Source organism: Actinoallomurus sp. NPDC052274 (assembly GCF_040679475.1).
Taxonomy (GTDB): Bacteria; Actinomycetota; Actinomycetes; order Streptosporangiales; family Streptosporangiaceae; genus Actinoallomurus; species Actinoallomurus liliacearum.
The window spans coordinates 64,302-80,523 of record NZ_JBFAUT010000014.1 but is presented as its reverse complement, the minus strand read 5'-3'; the positions used below and the strand labels follow the sequence as shown (position 1 = coordinate 80,523).

The window sequence follows — 16,222 nt, the reverse complement described above, 5'->3', positions numbered from 1 at the left end:
TCCCGCGTTCCCGGCAGGTCAGGAGACCTGATCCGATTCCGCCCATCGGTGCCGCTGCGGCGCCTCGACCGTATAAAACGGTCGAGGCGGGTGCGACGGTAAAAATACGGTCGTCTGCGGTGAACCGAAAGCGCCATCGCGTCCGTATGCGTATGCGAGGCAACCTCTCGCCGAATCGCCTCCGTACGGACCGAGGGGTGGCCTCGGCTCGCTGTGCGTAACGCGAAGGAGGTGCGCGGTGACGGATCCGATGACCGGCAGGTCCTTCACCGCCACCGCCACCGCCACCGCCGCCGTCGCCGGAGGTGATTCGTGACCCGCTGGAGAAGGACGCCCATCCGCCGTCCCGGGCAGGGCAGGCAGGGCGCCGCCGCCTCGACCGGGCCGGGGAGCCGCGGCGCGGCCCGCGCGAGGAGCCGGGCGCCGGTGGTGGTCGACGAGTACGACGGCCTGATCCTGCTGCGCTCCTCTCCGGACGCGGCGCCGAGCCCCGCGGACATCGCCGAACTCGCCCGCGCCGTCGCCGGCGTGGACGAGTACTTCACCCTCGTGGTCGGCGCGGACGACGCGGGCGGCGAACTCTGGGCCCGGCTCGGCACCGTCCTCGACTCCCTGCGCGCCAAGGGGGTCACCACGGTTCGGCTCGTGTTGTCGGGCGCGGGCGGGGGACGCGCCGACCGCCCCGCCCTCGCGCAGCGGATCGCCGACGCCTGGGGGATCGAGGTGATCGCTCCGGACGCGGGCGTCCTCATCCTGCCCGGTGGCTCCCTGCTGGCCCGGGGCGCCGACGGGCCCGGCCTCGGCTGGCGGTCCTTCACCCCCGGGACGGAACCGTCGCCTCTCGGGCCGCGCAGTCCGGCGCCGGTCTGGCAGCCCGCGCTCGCGCGGCTGCCCGGCCGTACCGCGGGCGGGTACGTCGTGGAGCAGGTTCCCGCCGGCCTCCTCGTGCGGTCCGCGCGGGAGCCGAGAGCCTGGGCGGCGGAGCTCTGCTACTCGGTTCCGGTGGACGGCGACCACCTCACCGTCCTGGTCGGCGCGTCCCGGCTCAGCGGCGAAGCGGAGGTCCCGGCGGAGGAGATCGCCTCCCTGCTGACGGACCTGCCCGCTTCGACCCGTTCGGCGGTCCGGCTCGCTCCGTGCGGTCCCGTGGACCTGCTGTCCGTCGCTCAGGACACCGCCGAGATCCTGGGCGCCGACGTGGAGGTGTGGACCGGCCTGCCGCTGGTCGTCGGCTCCGACACCGAGGCCGGCGTCCGGCCGGTCCTCATCGGCGCCGACGCCGAGCCGACCTGGGCGCCGTTCGTCGAGGCCGTCGTCTGCCGCCCGTACGGCGCCGACGGCACGGACGGTCCCGCCGCGCCCCGGCTGCTCCGCTGGCGGTCGCCCCTGTCCGAGGGCGCCCGGACGGACGACGGCGTCATTCGTCTCTCGGACCGCTGGCAGGTCGCCGTGACGAGGTCCGGGCTGGAGGTGGGCCCCCACGGCGAGCCGTCCGCCGTCGCCGGGCGGCCGGTGTCACCGGAACAGCTGGCGATCGAGGTGAACCTCCGCGGCGCGCCGGCCGACGACGCGCTCTTCACCGGCCTGTCCCGCCTGCTGTCCGACCTGGGAACCGGGGTGCGTGAGTTCGCGGCCCTGCACCGGGTCGCACCGCCGGCGGAGGCGGACGACGCCGGATTCCGGCTGCTCCGGCTGGCCATCGAGCACAACGTGTCGCTGGTGGAGCCGCGACCGGTCGAGGCCGCGCCCGCTCCCGCGCCGCCCACCGTACGGACCGTCGCGACGCCGCGCTCCGCCTGGTCTCAGGCGGAGCGGGCCGGCGAGCCGCCGGCCGCACCACCGGCCGCACCACCGGGGCAGAGAACGGACGCTCCCGCCCACGCGACCGATCACCCGGAACCCGCGCGAGCGAACTCCGCCGGACCCGTGGCCGACGCTTTCGCGCCTCCCGCGCGCGTCGACCTTCCCGATCACGTGGCCGCGCAGCCGAGTCGGCCCATGCCCGGGCACGAAGCACCAACGCCCTCCGTACCCGCGAATCCTCCCGGAGACATGACGGAGGGCTCGGCTCCGCGCCGAGGCGATGAGCCGTCGCACGCGCCGGAGCATCCGGCCCCACCGGCCTCAGCGGCGGAGGACCGTACCGGTGCGACGCCGTCGACCGGACCGGGGGAGGGAGGCGGCGCGGAACCGCTCTCGCCGGACCCGGCGAGGACCCCGCCCGTGTCCGCCACGTCCGGCGAACCGGAGGCACCCGAGGCCCCCGGCGCGCCCACGGAACCGCCGTCCGCTCCAGGGGCCCCGACCGCGCCTGAGGCCGCGGCCCCTCCGGAGCCCTCGGAGCTCCCGGGCCATTCGGAGGCGACGAGCCCGGCCCTTGTGGACCGCCCCGAACCTCCGGCCGTCCCGGAGTCCCTGGCCGCGCCGGGGCCGCCGGTCGCCCCTGGATCCCTGGTCGCTCCGGGGCCTCCGGTCACGCCGCAGCCTCCGGTCACGCCGCAGCCTCCGGGCGTTGCGCAGCCTCCGGCCGCCGTCGAGGCCCGGGTGTCTCCTCCGCTCCCGCCCGCCGAGCACCGGGCCGGTCCCGCCCCCGCCACCGGGGGAGTACGGCCCGGACCCGTCGTGAAACCGCTCCGCCGCAGCACGGAGGCGGAGCGAGCGGAGTTCCGGTCCCTCGTGCAACGGATCTGGGAGCGGCATGGCGCCGCGGTGAATCGCGCGATGACCCGGATGCCGGCGCTGCGCGGCGGGCAGGTGGACGCGGCACGGACCGACCTCGTCGCGGTGCACATCCACCTGTCGGGCGGGCTCGGCGAGCCGGACGGCCAGGAGCCGGGGTCACCGGGCGGCGCCGGGCTGCCCGACTCGTACCTCGCCTGCCTCGCCTCCGGCCTGAGCCGCCTGCCGTCCTACCGGGGGGCCGCCGTGCGCGGCGGGCTGCCCGCAGACGGCGACCTGGAGCGGTTCGTGGCGGGAACGGTGCTGCGCGGGCCGGGACCGGTCAGCGCGCTGCCGATCGGGGGCGCGGTGGGGCTGTCCGCCGCGACGGGTGGATACGTCATCTGGTCCTCGACCGGTCGGCGGGTGCGCCCGCTGCTCGGTTCCGGATCCGGCGCCGCGTCGGACGAGATCGTCTTCCCTCCCGGCACCGCCTTCCGCGTGCTCGGCGTACGGTCCGCCGGGCAGGCCCCGATCGTCCTGCTGAGCGAGATCCTCCGCACGGGATCGGAGACCGGCGACCGGCCCGGCGTGCTCGGTGACGCCGATCAGACCGCTCTGGAAAGGCTCGACGAAGCGCTGCGCCGACAGGCGCCCTCGGCCGAAGGAACGTCCCCGGCCGTCTGGCCCGCCCGCTGCGCCGAGCCACTGGATGGAGCCACGGGATGGCAGGAGGCCTCGAGACCAGGCTGACCACCGGCCCCATCCGCGAACTGACAAGAACATCAAAGGAGAAACATCGTGGCTTCCCAGCCGGGATCCGATGACCGTACGAAGCCGCTCGGTATCCGCCGACCGGTCGAATTGCCCGAAGCGGACATGGAGGGGGCGGCGGGACTGGCGCCGGTCCCCGGCCCCAGTCCTGCGGACGAGCCGGCGTCGGCCTCCGCTCCCGCGTCGGCGGACGAGCAGGCTGCCGACCCCACCTCCACGCCCGAGGAGGAGCAGACCCCGGCCACCGGATCCGCGTCCGAACCGGAGGGCGAACGGTCCGCTCCCGCCGGAGGGGAGAGCGCCGACACCGGTGCGGCCTCGCCCACGTCCGAGGGGGGTTCCGAGGGCTCCGAGGGCGCTCCGGAGCAGGCGGCGTCACCGGCTGAGACCACGGAGCCGGTGGCCGACGACAAGGCCGCCAAGAAGGACGACAAGAAGGACGACAAGGCCGCCAAGAAGGAGAAGCGCACCGCGTGGTTGCGGAACGTCGCGGTGGCGCCGGCGGCGTCGGACGGCACCGCGGCGGCAGGCGACGAGATGCCGCCGGACCGGCCGCGCAAACCCGTACTCGCCGCCGTGGCGATCGGCGGGGTCGTCCTGCTCTCGATCCCGATCCTGCTGGTCGGGACGGGGCACCACGACGGCAAGAAGCAGCGCACCATCGCGGCGGCGGACAGGGTGATGGCCGGCGACGGCCAGGCGGCGCCGGGCGCGTACGTCTCCACCTCGCCGACCCCCACCGCGTCACCGTCGCCGTCGGCGTCCGCGACCCCGAAGAAGGGCACGAAGGCCGCGGCCGCCGCCTCCAAGGCCGCGGCAGCCGACGGCAAACACGGGACCAAGGCGGACAACGGCAAGGTCGGCGTGACGAGCACCGGCGGACGCGGCCCGACCGGGCCGAAGTTCTCCACAGTCACGCGCGTCCTGCTGCACAACACGATGACGGGCCTGTGCGCCGACGTCCCCGGCTACGGCAACGGCACCAATGATGGTCCGATCAACCAGTTCACCTGCACCCGCTCAAATGGCGACAACCAACTCTGGGATCTCGTCGTCAATATGAAGGGCGCCGGACCGCACGGGGCCGACCTGTTCACCATCCGCAACAGCAAGGACAACCTCTGCTTCGACGTGGGCGGTTCTGGCGCCGACGGCCCCAGGACCCCAGTGTCGGAGCACTACTGCCTGCCTGGGAAGGGCGACAACCAGATGTGGTACCTCCAGAAGCGGTACAACCGCCACTTCTGGATCCGCAACTACGCCAGCCACGGCCTGTGCCTCGACGTGTCGGGCTACTACGGATCCGGCGGGAAGGACGCCCGGCTCACCCTCTTCCCATGCGACCCCAAGGACGACCACGTCTGGTCCTTCGACTGATCGACCACCGGCCTTGCCGATCTCCGACAAGCCATGCCCCGAGCCGGCGGAGCAGGCGACCGCGGTTGTGGAAGGCGAACGATTGAGCGAGCACCTGAGGTTCGTGCTGTTGGGCCCGCTGGAGGTCTGGTCGGGTGACGCCCGGCTCGACCTCGGCCCGCCCAAACGGCGTGTCCTCCTTGCCCGGCTGCTGATCGCCGACAGCCGTCCGGTGTCGGCGGATCGCCTGGGCGAGGACCTGTGGGAAGGGAGTCCGCCCGCGGGCGCCCTGTCCTCCATCCACTCGCACATCAGTCGGCTGCGCGCCGTGCTGGAGCCGGACCGTACGCGGCGGGGAGGGCACACCGTCCTGCTCAGCGGGTCGGCGGGGTACACGCTCAACACGCCGCCCCAGACCCGGGACTCGACCCGGTTCGAGGAGACGGTCAACCACGCGCGCGGGCTGCTGACCCGCGGACGGCTCGCCGAGGCCCGCCGGGAGGTGCAGCGCGGTCTGGCCCTGTGGCGCGGCACCGCGCTGGCCGACGCCGCCAACTACGCCTTCGCCGAGAGGGAGATCGCCCGGCTGGAGGAGATCCGGCTGGCGGCGGGTGAACTGCACGCCACCGTTCTCCTCCAGGAGGGCCGTCCCGATGAGGCGGCCGTCATCGCCGAGGAGCTCACCACGCGGTCTCCGCTGCGCGAGGCCGCGTGGGCGCTGCTGCTGCGCGCCCTGTACCTGGCGGGCCGGCCCGCGGAGGCGCTACGGCGTTTCGAGGCGATCCGTACGCTGCTCGCCGAGGAACTGGGCACCGTGCCGGGACCCGAGCTCAGCGACGTCCACGTGGCGGTGCTCCGCCAGGACGTGCCGGCTCTCGCTCCGTTCCGCTCGCATGCGGCACCTGCCCCGCTCGTGGGACGCCCGGCGGCCACGACCTCGTCCATCGTCGGCCGGACCGGCGAACTGGCCCGGTTCGAGGAGATCCTGAGCGACGCGGGCCAGGGCCGTCCCCGCTGGGTGGTGCTGTCCGGGGAAGGGGGCATCGGCAAGACGCGGCTGGCCGAGGAGTTCGCGTCCCGGGCCGCGGACGCCGGGTTCAAGACCGTGTGGGTCCGGTGCGGCATCGACATCGGTTCGGAGGCGGACGGGGCGGACCCCATGGGCCGGCTCATCTCGATGGCGTACCCGGACATCCGTCTGGACGGTGGATCCGAGGCCGTCGTCGGTGAACTCGCGGAACGGCTGACCCGACAGCCGACGATCTGCCTGATCGAGGATCTGCACCGGGCCGGCCCGCGCTTCCGGCGCCTGCTCGCCAGCTACGCCGCGCTGCTGCGGGACGTGCCGCTCATCGTCGTCTGCACGACGCAGGACACCGACGACGCGGGCCTGCGCGAGCTCCTGGCGCTGCTCGTCCGGCAGACCCGCGCCACCCTCCTGCCGCTGGACCCGCTCACCGTCGCGGACGTCCACGAGCTGATGCAACGCCGGGCCACCCCGTTCAACCCGAGCGCCCCGGGCAGCGAGCTCCATCAGCGAGAGGCGGCCGAGCTGCACCGGCGCGGCGAGGGGAACCCCTTCCTCATCACCGAGATCCTCGAGCTGCCCAGTGAGGAACGGACGGGACCGGGGGCGCGGCTTCCCGCGTCCGTCAGCAGGGTGCTGCGCGCGCGCATGGACCTGCTGGACGAACGCGTGCTCACGATGTTGCAGGCCATCGCGGTGACGGGCGGAGAGCTCGACCCCGAGCTCCTGCTCCGGATCCGGACGATCAGCCGCGAGGAGCTGCTGTCCCTCATCGACGCGGCCGTCACCGCACGGGTGCTGAACTGGGAGGACGGCACCGGTCCCGGCCGCCCCGGGCGGTACCTCATGCCCGACCTCGTTCGCGAGCTGGTGCTGCAGGACCTCACCCCGGCCCGCCGGCAGTTGCTGCACGCGGCCGCGGCCCGCGCGCTGGCCGAGTTGCCGCACCGCCATCCCGTGCACATCGCCCGCCACCTCATGGCCGCCGGCCCGCTCATCGCCCGTGAGGACCTGGTCGACGCGGCGTTCGCGGCCGGCAACCGCTGCGCCAAGGACGACCAGCACGCCGAGGCGGCGCTCTGGTTCGACCACGCCGCCGCGCTGGCCGACGATCCCGGCGTACGGGCGGAGGCCCGGCACGCGGCGGCCACGGCCCGCCGGCAGCTCGATCAGCTCGAGCAGTGGATCGGCCATCCGTGCGATCCCGCCGATCTGCCCGGCGGCCCCGCGTGGCCGACGGATCCCGAACCCCGTGCCGGCTGACGCCCGTGACAACGTTGTCGCCTGCCTCGCCCGGCAGTGGCCGGGGGCTCAGTTCATCTGACAGGGGGCCGCGATCAGTGAACCCGGGCCGACGCAGACGGGTGCGCCCGCCTGGCGGAGCAGCCTCGTGGCGTCGTCACCGGCGAGGAAGGTGAGGAACGCCGCGGCGGCGCTGCCGTTCGGCGGCGGCCCGTAGGTGTAGAAGACCTCCGGGGCGACGAACGGGTAGCGGTCCATCGTCGGGGACGCCGTCGGCATCCTGCCGTCCAGGGCGATGATGCGCACGTTGGGATGGCGGCGGGTGTCCGAGGCGACGTGCACCTCGGCGTACCCGATCGTGCCGGGGACCGTGTCGACCGTGTCGAGGACCTGCGCCTGGCTGCTGCGTTCGCAGCGGATGACGTGCAGCGCGGCGCGGAGGTCGTCCTTGCGCCGGCAGTCGCTGGACGACAGGTCCGGTTCCGGCCCCCTCAGCACGTGCTCCTCGAAGATGCCCCGGGTCCCCGACCCCTCGGTCCGGCTGACCAGCCGGATCGGCAGGTCCCTGCCGCCCTTGATCGACTTCCAATTGGTAGGGCCGTCCGGCGTGTAGATCGAGCGCAGGTCCTGGAGGGACAGGCCGGTCACGTTCGTGCTCTTGTCGACGATGACGGCGAACGCCACCAGCGCGACCGGAAAGCCCCGGAAACCCCGGAGCCGCACCTCGTCGGAGTCGGACGCGAGATAGCCGTCGTGCATCGCGATGGTCGAGGCGGCGTTGCCCGTGGTGAGGGCGCGTACTCCCTCGTTGGACCCGATGGCGCTCACCTCGATCCGGGCGTCCCGGCACCGGGCCTCGTAGCCCCGCCGGATGATGTCGGCCGTCCGCTCGAACGCGGTCGAGCCGACCAGGTGGAGCGTTCCGGAGAAGCACAGGGCACGGTCCGCCGGCGACGTGGCGACGCCGGCCAGCCGCCCCGCCCCGGCACCGGCGGCGAACACCAGCGCGGCGGCGGCGACCGACAGTGACCGCCGCCTGCGGGAGAACCACCGCTCCCCCGGGGGCGTCCTTCTAACCGGGGCGGCCTCCTGTTCGGTGCGCGGCCGGCTCTCGACCGCGGCCGGGCGATCCGCGAGCCCCTCCGCTGCGGCCACGCGTTCGCGGGTCTCACCCGCCTCCGCCGGGCGTTCCCGGAGCTCCTCCGCATCCGCCGGGCGGTCGCGAAGCGTCTCCGCCTCCGCTAGGCGTTCGCGGAGCGTCTCCGCCTCGGCCTGGGCCGCCGCGAGGCGCCGGCGCAGTTCGGCTCCTTCGGCGCGGGCGCGGGCCAGGTCGTCCGTTGGGGGGAGGTGCCGGAGACGCTCGTACGCCTCGACCCAGCGCGCGACCTCCGCGGCCGGCAGCCCGCAGGCCCGCGCGAAATGCCCGACCCTGACGCGCTCCCGGTCGCTGGTGGTGCGCCAGCGGTCCTTCTGAAGCATCGCGCTGATCGTGGCGTCGGGGAGCGTGCCCCACGAGCGCTTCTCGATCTCGGTCTGCCGCGGCGAGCCCGCCCATCCCCGCAGCTCCGCCAGGAGCAGGTAGAAGTCCCGGATGTCGCCCGCCGCCGACGGATCGGGCAGCCGCCGCTCGGCGGCGAACGTCGGCTCGGTCCAGGGCTTGAAGGTCACCGGGTACCGCTCGGTCAGCTGCCGCCACGGGACCTTCTCCCGGTACGCCTCGACCGCCTTCGTCGGCTTGCCGTGGCCGTTCCGCTCGAACGCCGCGCGCAGCTCGTCGCCCCATTCGTCCCAGAGGGCGTGCTCGGCCGCACTCCACCGGCCGCGCGCCTCGCCCACCTCGACGCCGTCGGCGCCCGCCGCGGCGAGGCACGCGCTGACGACCTCCCACGACATCAGCTCGCCGTCGCCGGACGACACCGCCTTGACCGTCTCCTCCAGCAGACCCGTGCGCTGGGCCAGTACGGCCGGCTCGGTCCCGGCCAGACGGACGGCCAGGTCGCGGGTGAACTCCGCCCTCCGGTCGACATGGGAGTCCAACACCCGCTCCGTCCGTCTCGCGCTCTTCGCCGCGGGCGCGCATCGCGCGGCGCTCTCCACAGTGCCGCCGGGACCGGTGTCGAACCTGCCAGTTATCCAGAAGTTCGCGTTCTCGTACCCGTTTGTACGGCCGGGGACTCCGGCCGGGAGGGTTCCAGGAACGCACCAGGAATTCCGGGAGAGCACCTGGAAACGGCGAATCGCACCAGGTCATCCGCCGATCGGGGCTACGGTCCGGTATTCCGCCACTCTGGCATCCATGAGCGCAGGACACCGCCCCATCTCGTACGCCGACCTGGTGATCGATCGATTCCAGAAGTGGCCGCTGACGGAATGCCGCGCCGACTGTCCACCCGGCCGGGCCCTGGCCCTGCACGGCCTGCAGATCGTTCATCTCCACGGAGGGGACCTGGCCGAGGTCCTCCTGACCGAGGACGTCATCTCCCGGCTCGGCACCGCCCTCACCGCCTCGGGCCGCGTCGACCTCCCTCCGGCCGCCGGCTGGGCGCAGGTCCACCTGGACACCGACGGCGATCTGTTCCTCCTGCAGTCCCTGGTGAGCCTCGCGATCCAGGCCAATGACCCCGGGTCCCATCCGCTGCGCCGTACGGTCACGGCCTGTCCGAGGTACGTCTCGGCGGCCGAGTCCGGGCCGTCCTGGCGGCGGCATCGCGGCCGGACGCGCCGGAGCAGGGCGAACGTGCCCGCCTGACCGAACGTCACCCCCGGGAGGCGGGGAAGGGTCCCTTCATGGCACGCTTTGCCGAAGCGGCCGAAAAAAGGGGGGATCCGGATCGTGGACTCTGAGCAGGCAGGCGTACCGCAGCCGGTGCTGAGCCCGCTGACGACCGCCGCCGTCTTCCTCGTGCTGACGGTCGATCCCGGCGGCGAATGCACGGCACGGGACCTGCTGGCCGACCTCGCGGGACTGACGAGGTCGGTCGGTTTCCGGGTGCCGGACGGCAGGTTGAGCTGCGTCGCCGGTATCGGATCGGAGGTCTGGGACCGTCTGTTCGACGGTCCGCGGCCCGCCGAGCTGCACCCCTTCCGTGAGGTGGCCGGAGCCGTGCACCGCGCGGTCGCCACCCCGGGCGACCTGCTCTTCCACATCCGCGCCGAGAAGCTCGACCTCTGCTTCGAACTGGCCTCCCAGATCATGAACCGGCTGCGGGGAGCGGTCACCGTCGAGGACGAGGTGCAGGGGTTCATGTACTTCGACGTGCGCGACCTGCTCGGCTTCGTCGACGGCACCGAGAACCCGGTGGGCCCCGCCGCGGCGGCCGCCGTCCTGATCGGCGACGAGGATCCCGCCTTCGCGGGCGGCAGCTATGTGATCGTGCAGAAGTACCTGCACGATCTGGAGGCGTGGAACGCCCTCCCGGTGGGGGAGCAGGAGCGGGTCATCGGCCGTACCAAGCTGGAGAACGTCGAGCTGGACGACGCCGTCAAGCCGTCCAACTCCCACGTCGCCCTGACCACCATCACCGACCCCGACGGCACCGAGCGCCAGATCCTGCGCGACAACATGCCGTTCGGCAACGTCGGCCGCGGGGAGTTCGGCACCTACTTCATCGGCTACGCCCGCACCCCGGCCGTCACCGAGAAGATGCTGGAGAACATGTTCATCGGCGATCCGCCGGGCAACCACGACCGGATCCTCGACTTCTCCACCCCGGTGACCGGGACGCTGTTCTTCGCGCCGACCGCCGACTTCCTCGACGACCTCCCGCCGGAGGCCACCGAAGGCGCCGCCGTGACCGCCGTCCTCGGCACGGACACCGACGTGGTCACGGCGGGGACGGCCTCCGACAGGCCGGCAAGCCCACACGACGGTTCCCTGGGAATCGGCGGACTGAAGAGGAGCAGCATCCGTTGAACAACCTGCACCGCGAACTCGCGCCCATCTCCGACGCCGCGTGGGCCGACCTGGAGGAGGAGGCGCGGCGGACCTTCCGGCGCCACGTCGCCGGCCGTCGCGTCGTCGACGTCCCGGAGCCGGGCGGGATCGAACTGTCCGCCGTCTCCACCGGGCATGTCGACCCGATCGCGGCGCCCGCCGAAGGGATCACCGCGTACGCGCGACGGTCGCAGCCGCTCGTCGAGCTGCGGGTGCCGTTCACCGTCGACCGCCGGCAGGTCGACGCGGTCGAGCGCGGCGCCCGGGACGCCGACTGGCAGCCGGTGAAGGACGCGGCGCGGAAGATCGCGTTCGCCGAGGACCGTGCGATCTTCCAGGGGTACGCCGCCGGGGCCATCGCCGGGCTCGGGGAGAGCTCCGCCAATCCGGCGCTGTCCCTGCCCGCCGACGTGCGCGACTATCCGGACGCCGTCAGCCGGGCGGTGAGCGCCCTGCGGCTGGCGGGCGTCGGCGGGCCGTACGCGCTGGTGCTCAGCGCCGACGCCTACACCGCCGTGAACGAGACCTCCGACCACGGCTACCCGATCCACGAGCACATCGCCCGGGTCCTGGACGGGGAGATCATCTGGGCGCCCGCCATCGATGGAGCGTTCCTGCTGTCGACGCGCGGCGGCGACTTCGAACTCCGCATCGGCCAGGACCTGTCGATCGGCTACCTGTCCCACGACGCCGACACGGTCCAGCTCTACTTCCAGGAGACCCTGACGTTCCTCGTCTACACCGACGAGGCCACCGTGACGTTCACGGCGTAGCCGCCGGGCGGACGCGGGGATCAGCGAAAGGCGCCGACGCGCTCTGGCGCAGCAGGGCCAGGGAGGTGTCCAGGGCGGCCTCCAGGTGGGTGGTCCGTCCCGTCGACATCAGGATGGTCACCCCGCCCTGCACCGCGGCGAGCAGCGCGGCCGCCGTACGGTCGGGGTCGAGCCGCCGGTCGACCTCGCCGGTCTCCTGCATGCCCGCGATGCCGGCCCGCAGGGCCGCCTGCCACTGTTCGATCAGCCGGGCGGTGAGCGCCTGCGCCGCCGGCGTGCTACGGCCCAGCTCGGTCATCAGCACCCCGAGCGGGCAGTTGACGCCCTGCTGCTCGTAGCGCCGGACGACCGCGTCCCGCCAGTCCTGCCACGCCTGCCAGGTGGTCAGGTCGCCGAGGTGCGGCTGCTGGTCCTCGATGACGCGGTCGGCCTCACGGGCGGCGACGGCGAGCAGGAGCTCCTCCTTGCCGCCGGGGAAGTAGTGGAAGATCTGGCTCTTGCTGGTCGAGGTGCGGGCACGGATGTCGTCCAGCGTGAGCGCCGCGATCCCGTTCTCCCGGATCTCGGCGGCCGCGCCCTCGACGATGCGGCGCCGAGTCGCGGCCCCTTTGGCGGTCAGCATGGCGCCCCTCCAGTTTGGACTTGCAGGTCCACTTTATCGGGACGGCAAGCTCCTGCTGCTGCCCTGGCCCCGGCCGCCGGCTCCCGGAGCCGGTGGTGCCCGGTGCGGAGGCGCCGCCTCCGCACCGGGTGGCTCGCCGGTGGCTAGGCCCAGGGCTGGTCGACGACCCAGCTCACGTCGTCGGCCCAGGACGTGGCGCTGTCGAAGGAGTTCGAGCCACCGTCGCTGGCGATGTAGACGACGTTGTCGTAGTGGCGGATGAACCGGTCCGGGTAGTTGTAGGAGGCCAGTGAGGTGCCCTGGCCGTTCTTGCCGGTCTGCGGGCAGAAGGTGGCGTCCGCGGCGAACAGCGTGCTGCCGTCATTGGTCTGCCGGTACAGATGGAAGTTCTGGTGCCGCAGGTAGTCGCCGGGGTAGTTCTTCGACTCGAACGACACGCAGGAGCTGTCGGCCAGACCGTTGTGAACGATCCACGTGGCGTCGTTCTTATCGAGCGACGAGCTGGAGGAATTGATCACCGAGGTGACGGCCTGGTCGTTCTGGTGCCGGATGTAGCGGTCGGTGCAGCAGGCCGTCGTCGCGCGCAGCGAGATCGACGAGCCGGGGGTGAGCGTTCCGCCGGTGCCGCCGCCGGTCGACGTCGAGTATCCGGCGGAGGTGATGTTGGCCTGCACGGAGTTCTCGGTGGCGTCCGAGGGGTAGCCGGAGGTCATCACGCCTTCGTAGAAGGTGCCGGCGGAGCCCTTGCTGTTGTCGCCGCCGATGCCGAGGATGATGGCCCCTTCCTTGTGCATCGGGTTGTAGCCCGAGACGCTGGGTCGCACCCCGTTGTAGTAGGTGGACAGGCCGCCCGACTGCGCGTTGCCGCCGCGGATGGACCAGTGGTTCGGCTCGCCCTTGACGATGGCGGTCAGGTACCGGTAGTTCACGGTCGGGTCGTTCGCGTTGTAGTGCTGATTGACGCCGGAGAACAGGCCGTTCTCCAGGTCCGCCATGACCCACGGGCCGTTGCCCGCGCCATAACCCCAGACCTTGATGTTCCCGAAATAGATGGCCTCCATGTGGCCGTTTCCGGTGTCGTTGCTGCTCGTTTCGGCGTTGCCGTAGTCGAAGCAGCAGCCGCCGTTGTAATGGGTGCCGTCGAAGATGGCGTACATCCCCTCCGGCTGGTCTCCGGTCGCGATCCCGCTGGTGTGGTTGTTGCGGTACCCGGTGCCGGGGGCGACGTAGACGCCGTAGGCCTTGTGGCCGCCCACCATGGTGGGCGCGGCGGTCGCGACCGCGAGGTTGTCGGGGCCGCCCGCGGCGCCGCCACCGGGGGCCTGGGTGAGGTTGTTGCCCCGGCCGGACTGGTCGTAGATGACGGTGATCAGGCAGGTGGTGCCGGAGCAGAAGGAGTCCTGGGCCGCCGCGTTCGCGTATCCGCCGGCGCTGAGCACGCCGATGTCGCGGGTGGTGTTGTCCGAGGAACGGCGTACCTGGTACAGCGGGCCGTTGTAGGAGGCGTACAGGGCGCGGGTCGTGCTGTGCGCCGCCACGCACGGCGTGCCGCCCGCCGCGTAAATGTCACACGGCAGGGAGGCCGCGGCGTTCGAGGGAGTGGAGACGCCGGCCAGCAGGCCGGCGGCGAGCGCGCTCGCCGCGCCCACCGACATCAGTCTTCTTCGCACATGGCGAAGCCGGGACAGGAAATTCATGGCGGGCCTCTCGTCCTATTGTTCGGCATACCGAACAATGTTCGAAAGTGGTCGCCTGGACGTTAAGACGCCTCTTGCGGCCTGTCAACGGCCTTTCATCGATTACCTGACAGCCGATTTACGGCCGGGCCGATCGGTGCTCTCACGCCGACCGGCCCGGCCGTAATGCGACATGACCCGTGGGGACGTCGCCCCGTGGCCGTCAGTCCCGGTGCCCGCCGCGGCGCTTGCGGAGCACGAAACGGTCCAGCTCCTGGTAGTCGGCGGAGCCCAGGTCGGCGCCGTAGTGCGTGACGGTGATCTGGGTGTTCCCGCCCGGGGCGTGCGGCTCGAAGTCGAACGCGGCGAAGCCGTACGGCCGCTGCAGGTCGCGGTACGCCGACCAGGGAGCGGGCTCGGTGGTGAGCTTGGACGCGCGCTGGGTCGTCGGGTCGCCGGGGCCCACGTCGTAGATCACCACGCCGTCGTGCGGGGAGTCGAACGCCGACCACGGCGTCGCGGACGAGTGCCCGCCCCCGCCGATGATCATGTGCACGGCGCCCTTGGTGGTGTCGATGACGGAGGCGTCACCGGCCTGCGGCGCCGGCGTGAGCAGCGAACTGCCCGGCAGCACCCCCTTGACCGGGAACGTCCGCTCGAAGTGATGCTCGTGTCCGGCGACGACGAGGTCCACGCCGTACTTGTCGAAGAGCGGCAGGAACTCCTGGCGGATCCCGAGGTCGGCGCCGTTGAAATGCGCGGAGGACATCGCCACCTGGTGCATGCAGACGATGATCCAGTCGATGGCCGGGTCCTCGCTCGCCGCGCGGAGCGTCCGCTCCAGCCAGGCCTTCTGCGCGCCGTGGCTGTATCCGCGGATGTAGGGGTCGTACCCCTTCGCCTTGTAGCCGGGGACGTTGTCGCGCCGGTACGCGCTGAACGCGCCGTCCTGCAGGCACACGTCGTCGTTGTTGATGGAGATCACCCGGATCGGGCCGACCGTGAAGGCGTACCAGTTGCCGGCGAACTCCCGTGATCCGTTGCCCGGGAGCGTGAAGCGGGTCTGGTACGACAGGTAGCCCTCCGGGCCGTTGCCGACCTCGTTCTCGTGGTTGCCCGCGCAGGGCATCCAGGGGCGGTTGCGCGCCGAGCGCTGGTTGTTGTTGAAGAAGGACTGCCAGGTCTGCACGGGCGCGTCGCTGACGTTGGCGTAGCACAGGTCGCCGTTCAGCAGGTGGAACAGCGGGTCGAGCCGCTCCACGGCGTCGACGATGTAGCCGGCGTTCGGCGTCGCGGGCCCGAGCCCCTTGCCGACCTTGGCGGGGACGGCCTGGTCGCCGAAGCTGGTGAACCGGAAGCCCTTGGACCGGCCGTGCGGCGCCGTGCGGAACGACCCGCTGAGCGGCTCCGCGCCGCGGTGCGCCACGTGGTACTCGTAGCGGGTGTCGGCCGCGAGCCGGGGCAGGACGGCGTGGTACGTGAAGACGGTCTCCCCGGTGAGGGCCTCGGTGTAGACGCGCTCCTCGGCCGGGATCTCCGAACCGAGGCCGTGACCCCGCCTGCCGAGCCGGACGACCGGACGGCGGACCCGCTGCGGCGCGGCCCAGGACACCGCCATCTCGTGGGCGGCGTCCGCGCCGAACTGCAGGTGCAACTGTTCGGGTGCGGGCGCCCCGGCCTGGTCCGGGGTGGTCACCAGGGCCGCGGCGCTGCCCGCCCGGCCCAGGACAGGCCCGGCGACGGCCAACCCGCCCAGTCCGCGCAGGACCTGTCGCCTGGCGACCCGGTTGGGTGACTCGTTCGGGGACTCGGCCATCAGGTACTCCTTGTCGATCGATACCGGGGAGCACGATCGCCGTTGCCGGTGATGGATGAGTGAACCGATCATCTCGGCTACATGAACAGTGTGCCGTTCCCGTGCCGCAGTCCGGCGGGAGACACATCATTCGCCCGTGATCAGGCGATGACCGTGCCCGCTCCGATCCAGGTCGGCGGCGCGTGATCCGCTCATCGCCGTCGGCACGCGGTACCGGCTGCCGGACGCTCCCGAGATCAGAGCGGGCATAGGGCGGGCGTTTGGGCGCTCATTGTGGTGTTATGAATGGGACATGAAGGCAGCTTTCCGGCATCTCCGGAAGCCTTCCCGCCAGTCGCCCGGCG

The 16,222-nt window shown here is 72.4% G+C and carries 10 protein-coding genes; 6 read left to right on the top strand and 4 right to left on the bottom strand.

The genetic code is table 11. The features are described 5' to 3' along the window. Positions 1–312: 312 nt before the first annotated feature. The 3 genes from AB0K82_RS14980 (at position 313) to AB0K82_RS14970 (ending at position 7,078) form a co-directional block, all read left to right on the top strand. A complete protein-coding gene (locus AB0K82_RS14980; protein ID WP_364396970.1) occupies positions 313–3,411 on the top strand; it encodes a hypothetical protein in 3,099 nt (1,032 codons plus the stop codon). Positions 3,412–3,459: 48 nt separating this feature from the next. Next, positions 3,460–4,809, top strand: coding sequence for an RICIN domain-containing protein (locus AB0K82_RS14975; RefSeq protein ID WP_364396967.1), 1,350 nt, complete (start codon positions 3,460–3,462; stop codon positions 4,807–4,809). Between the two features lie 82 nt (positions 4,810–4,891). Further along, the gene (locus AB0K82_RS14970) at positions 4,892–7,078 is read left to right on the top strand and encodes a BTAD domain-containing putative transcriptional regulator (RefSeq protein ID WP_364396965.1); all 2,187 of its coding nucleotides are present in this window, start codon (positions 4,892–4,894) and stop codon (positions 7,076–7,078) included. Positions 7,079–7,126: 48 nt separating this feature from the next. Here the strand turns inward: AB0K82_RS14970 and AB0K82_RS14965 are convergent, their stop codons facing one another. Beyond that, the gene (locus AB0K82_RS14965; RefSeq protein WP_364396962.1) at positions 7,127–9,094 is read right to left on the bottom strand and encodes a substrate-binding domain-containing protein; all 1,968 of its coding nucleotides are present in this window, start codon (positions 9,092–9,094) and stop codon (positions 7,127–7,129) included. Between the two features lie 259 nt (positions 9,095–9,353). On the opposite strand from AB0K82_RS14965, the gene AB0K82_RS14960 reads away from it, so the two are divergent. The 3 genes from AB0K82_RS14960 to AB0K82_RS14950 all read left to right on the top strand — a co-directional run bounded on the left by AB0K82_RS14960 (position 9,354) and on the right by AB0K82_RS14950 (position 11,764). Further along, positions 9,354–9,806: a luciferase family protein gene (locus AB0K82_RS14960; protein ID WP_364396959.1), complete on the top strand. Its 453-nt coding sequence runs from the start codon at positions 9,354–9,356 to the stop codon at positions 9,804–9,806. An 84-nt stretch (positions 9,807–9,890) separates the two neighbouring features. Next, a complete protein-coding gene (locus AB0K82_RS14955) occupies positions 9,891–10,970 on the top strand; it encodes a Dyp-type peroxidase (RefSeq protein WP_364396956.1) in 1,080 nt (359 codons plus the stop codon). Next, complete coding sequence (locus AB0K82_RS14950) at positions 10,967–11,764, top strand: family 1 encapsulin nanocompartment shell protein (RefSeq protein ID WP_364396953.1); 798 nt, start codon at positions 10,967–10,969, stop codon at positions 11,762–11,764. The genes AB0K82_RS14955 and AB0K82_RS14950 overlap by 4 nt, the downstream gene beginning before the upstream one ends. On the opposite strand, the gene AB0K82_RS14945 is transcribed toward AB0K82_RS14950, so the two are convergent. The 3 genes from AB0K82_RS14945 to AB0K82_RS14935 all read right to left on the bottom strand — a co-directional run bounded on the left by AB0K82_RS14945 (position 11,754) and on the right by AB0K82_RS14935 (position 15,878). Then, the gene (locus AB0K82_RS14945) at positions 11,754–12,386 is read right to left on the bottom strand and encodes a TetR/AcrR family transcriptional regulator (protein ID WP_364396950.1); all 633 of its coding nucleotides are present in this window, start codon (positions 12,384–12,386) and stop codon (positions 11,754–11,756) included. The genes AB0K82_RS14950 and AB0K82_RS14945 overlap by 11 nt on opposite strands. 143 nt (positions 12,387–12,529) lie before the next feature. After that, positions 12,530–14,041, bottom strand: coding sequence for an alpha-L-arabinofuranosidase B (locus AB0K82_RS14940; protein ID WP_364396947.1), 1,512 nt, complete (start codon positions 14,039–14,041; stop codon positions 12,530–12,532). A gap of 244 nt (positions 14,042–14,285) precedes the next feature. Next, entirely contained in the window at positions 14,286–15,878 is a 1,593-nt protein-coding gene (locus AB0K82_RS14935) for a metallophosphoesterase family protein (RefSeq protein ID WP_364396944.1), read from the bottom strand. Positions 15,879–16,222 lie beyond the last annotated feature (344 nt).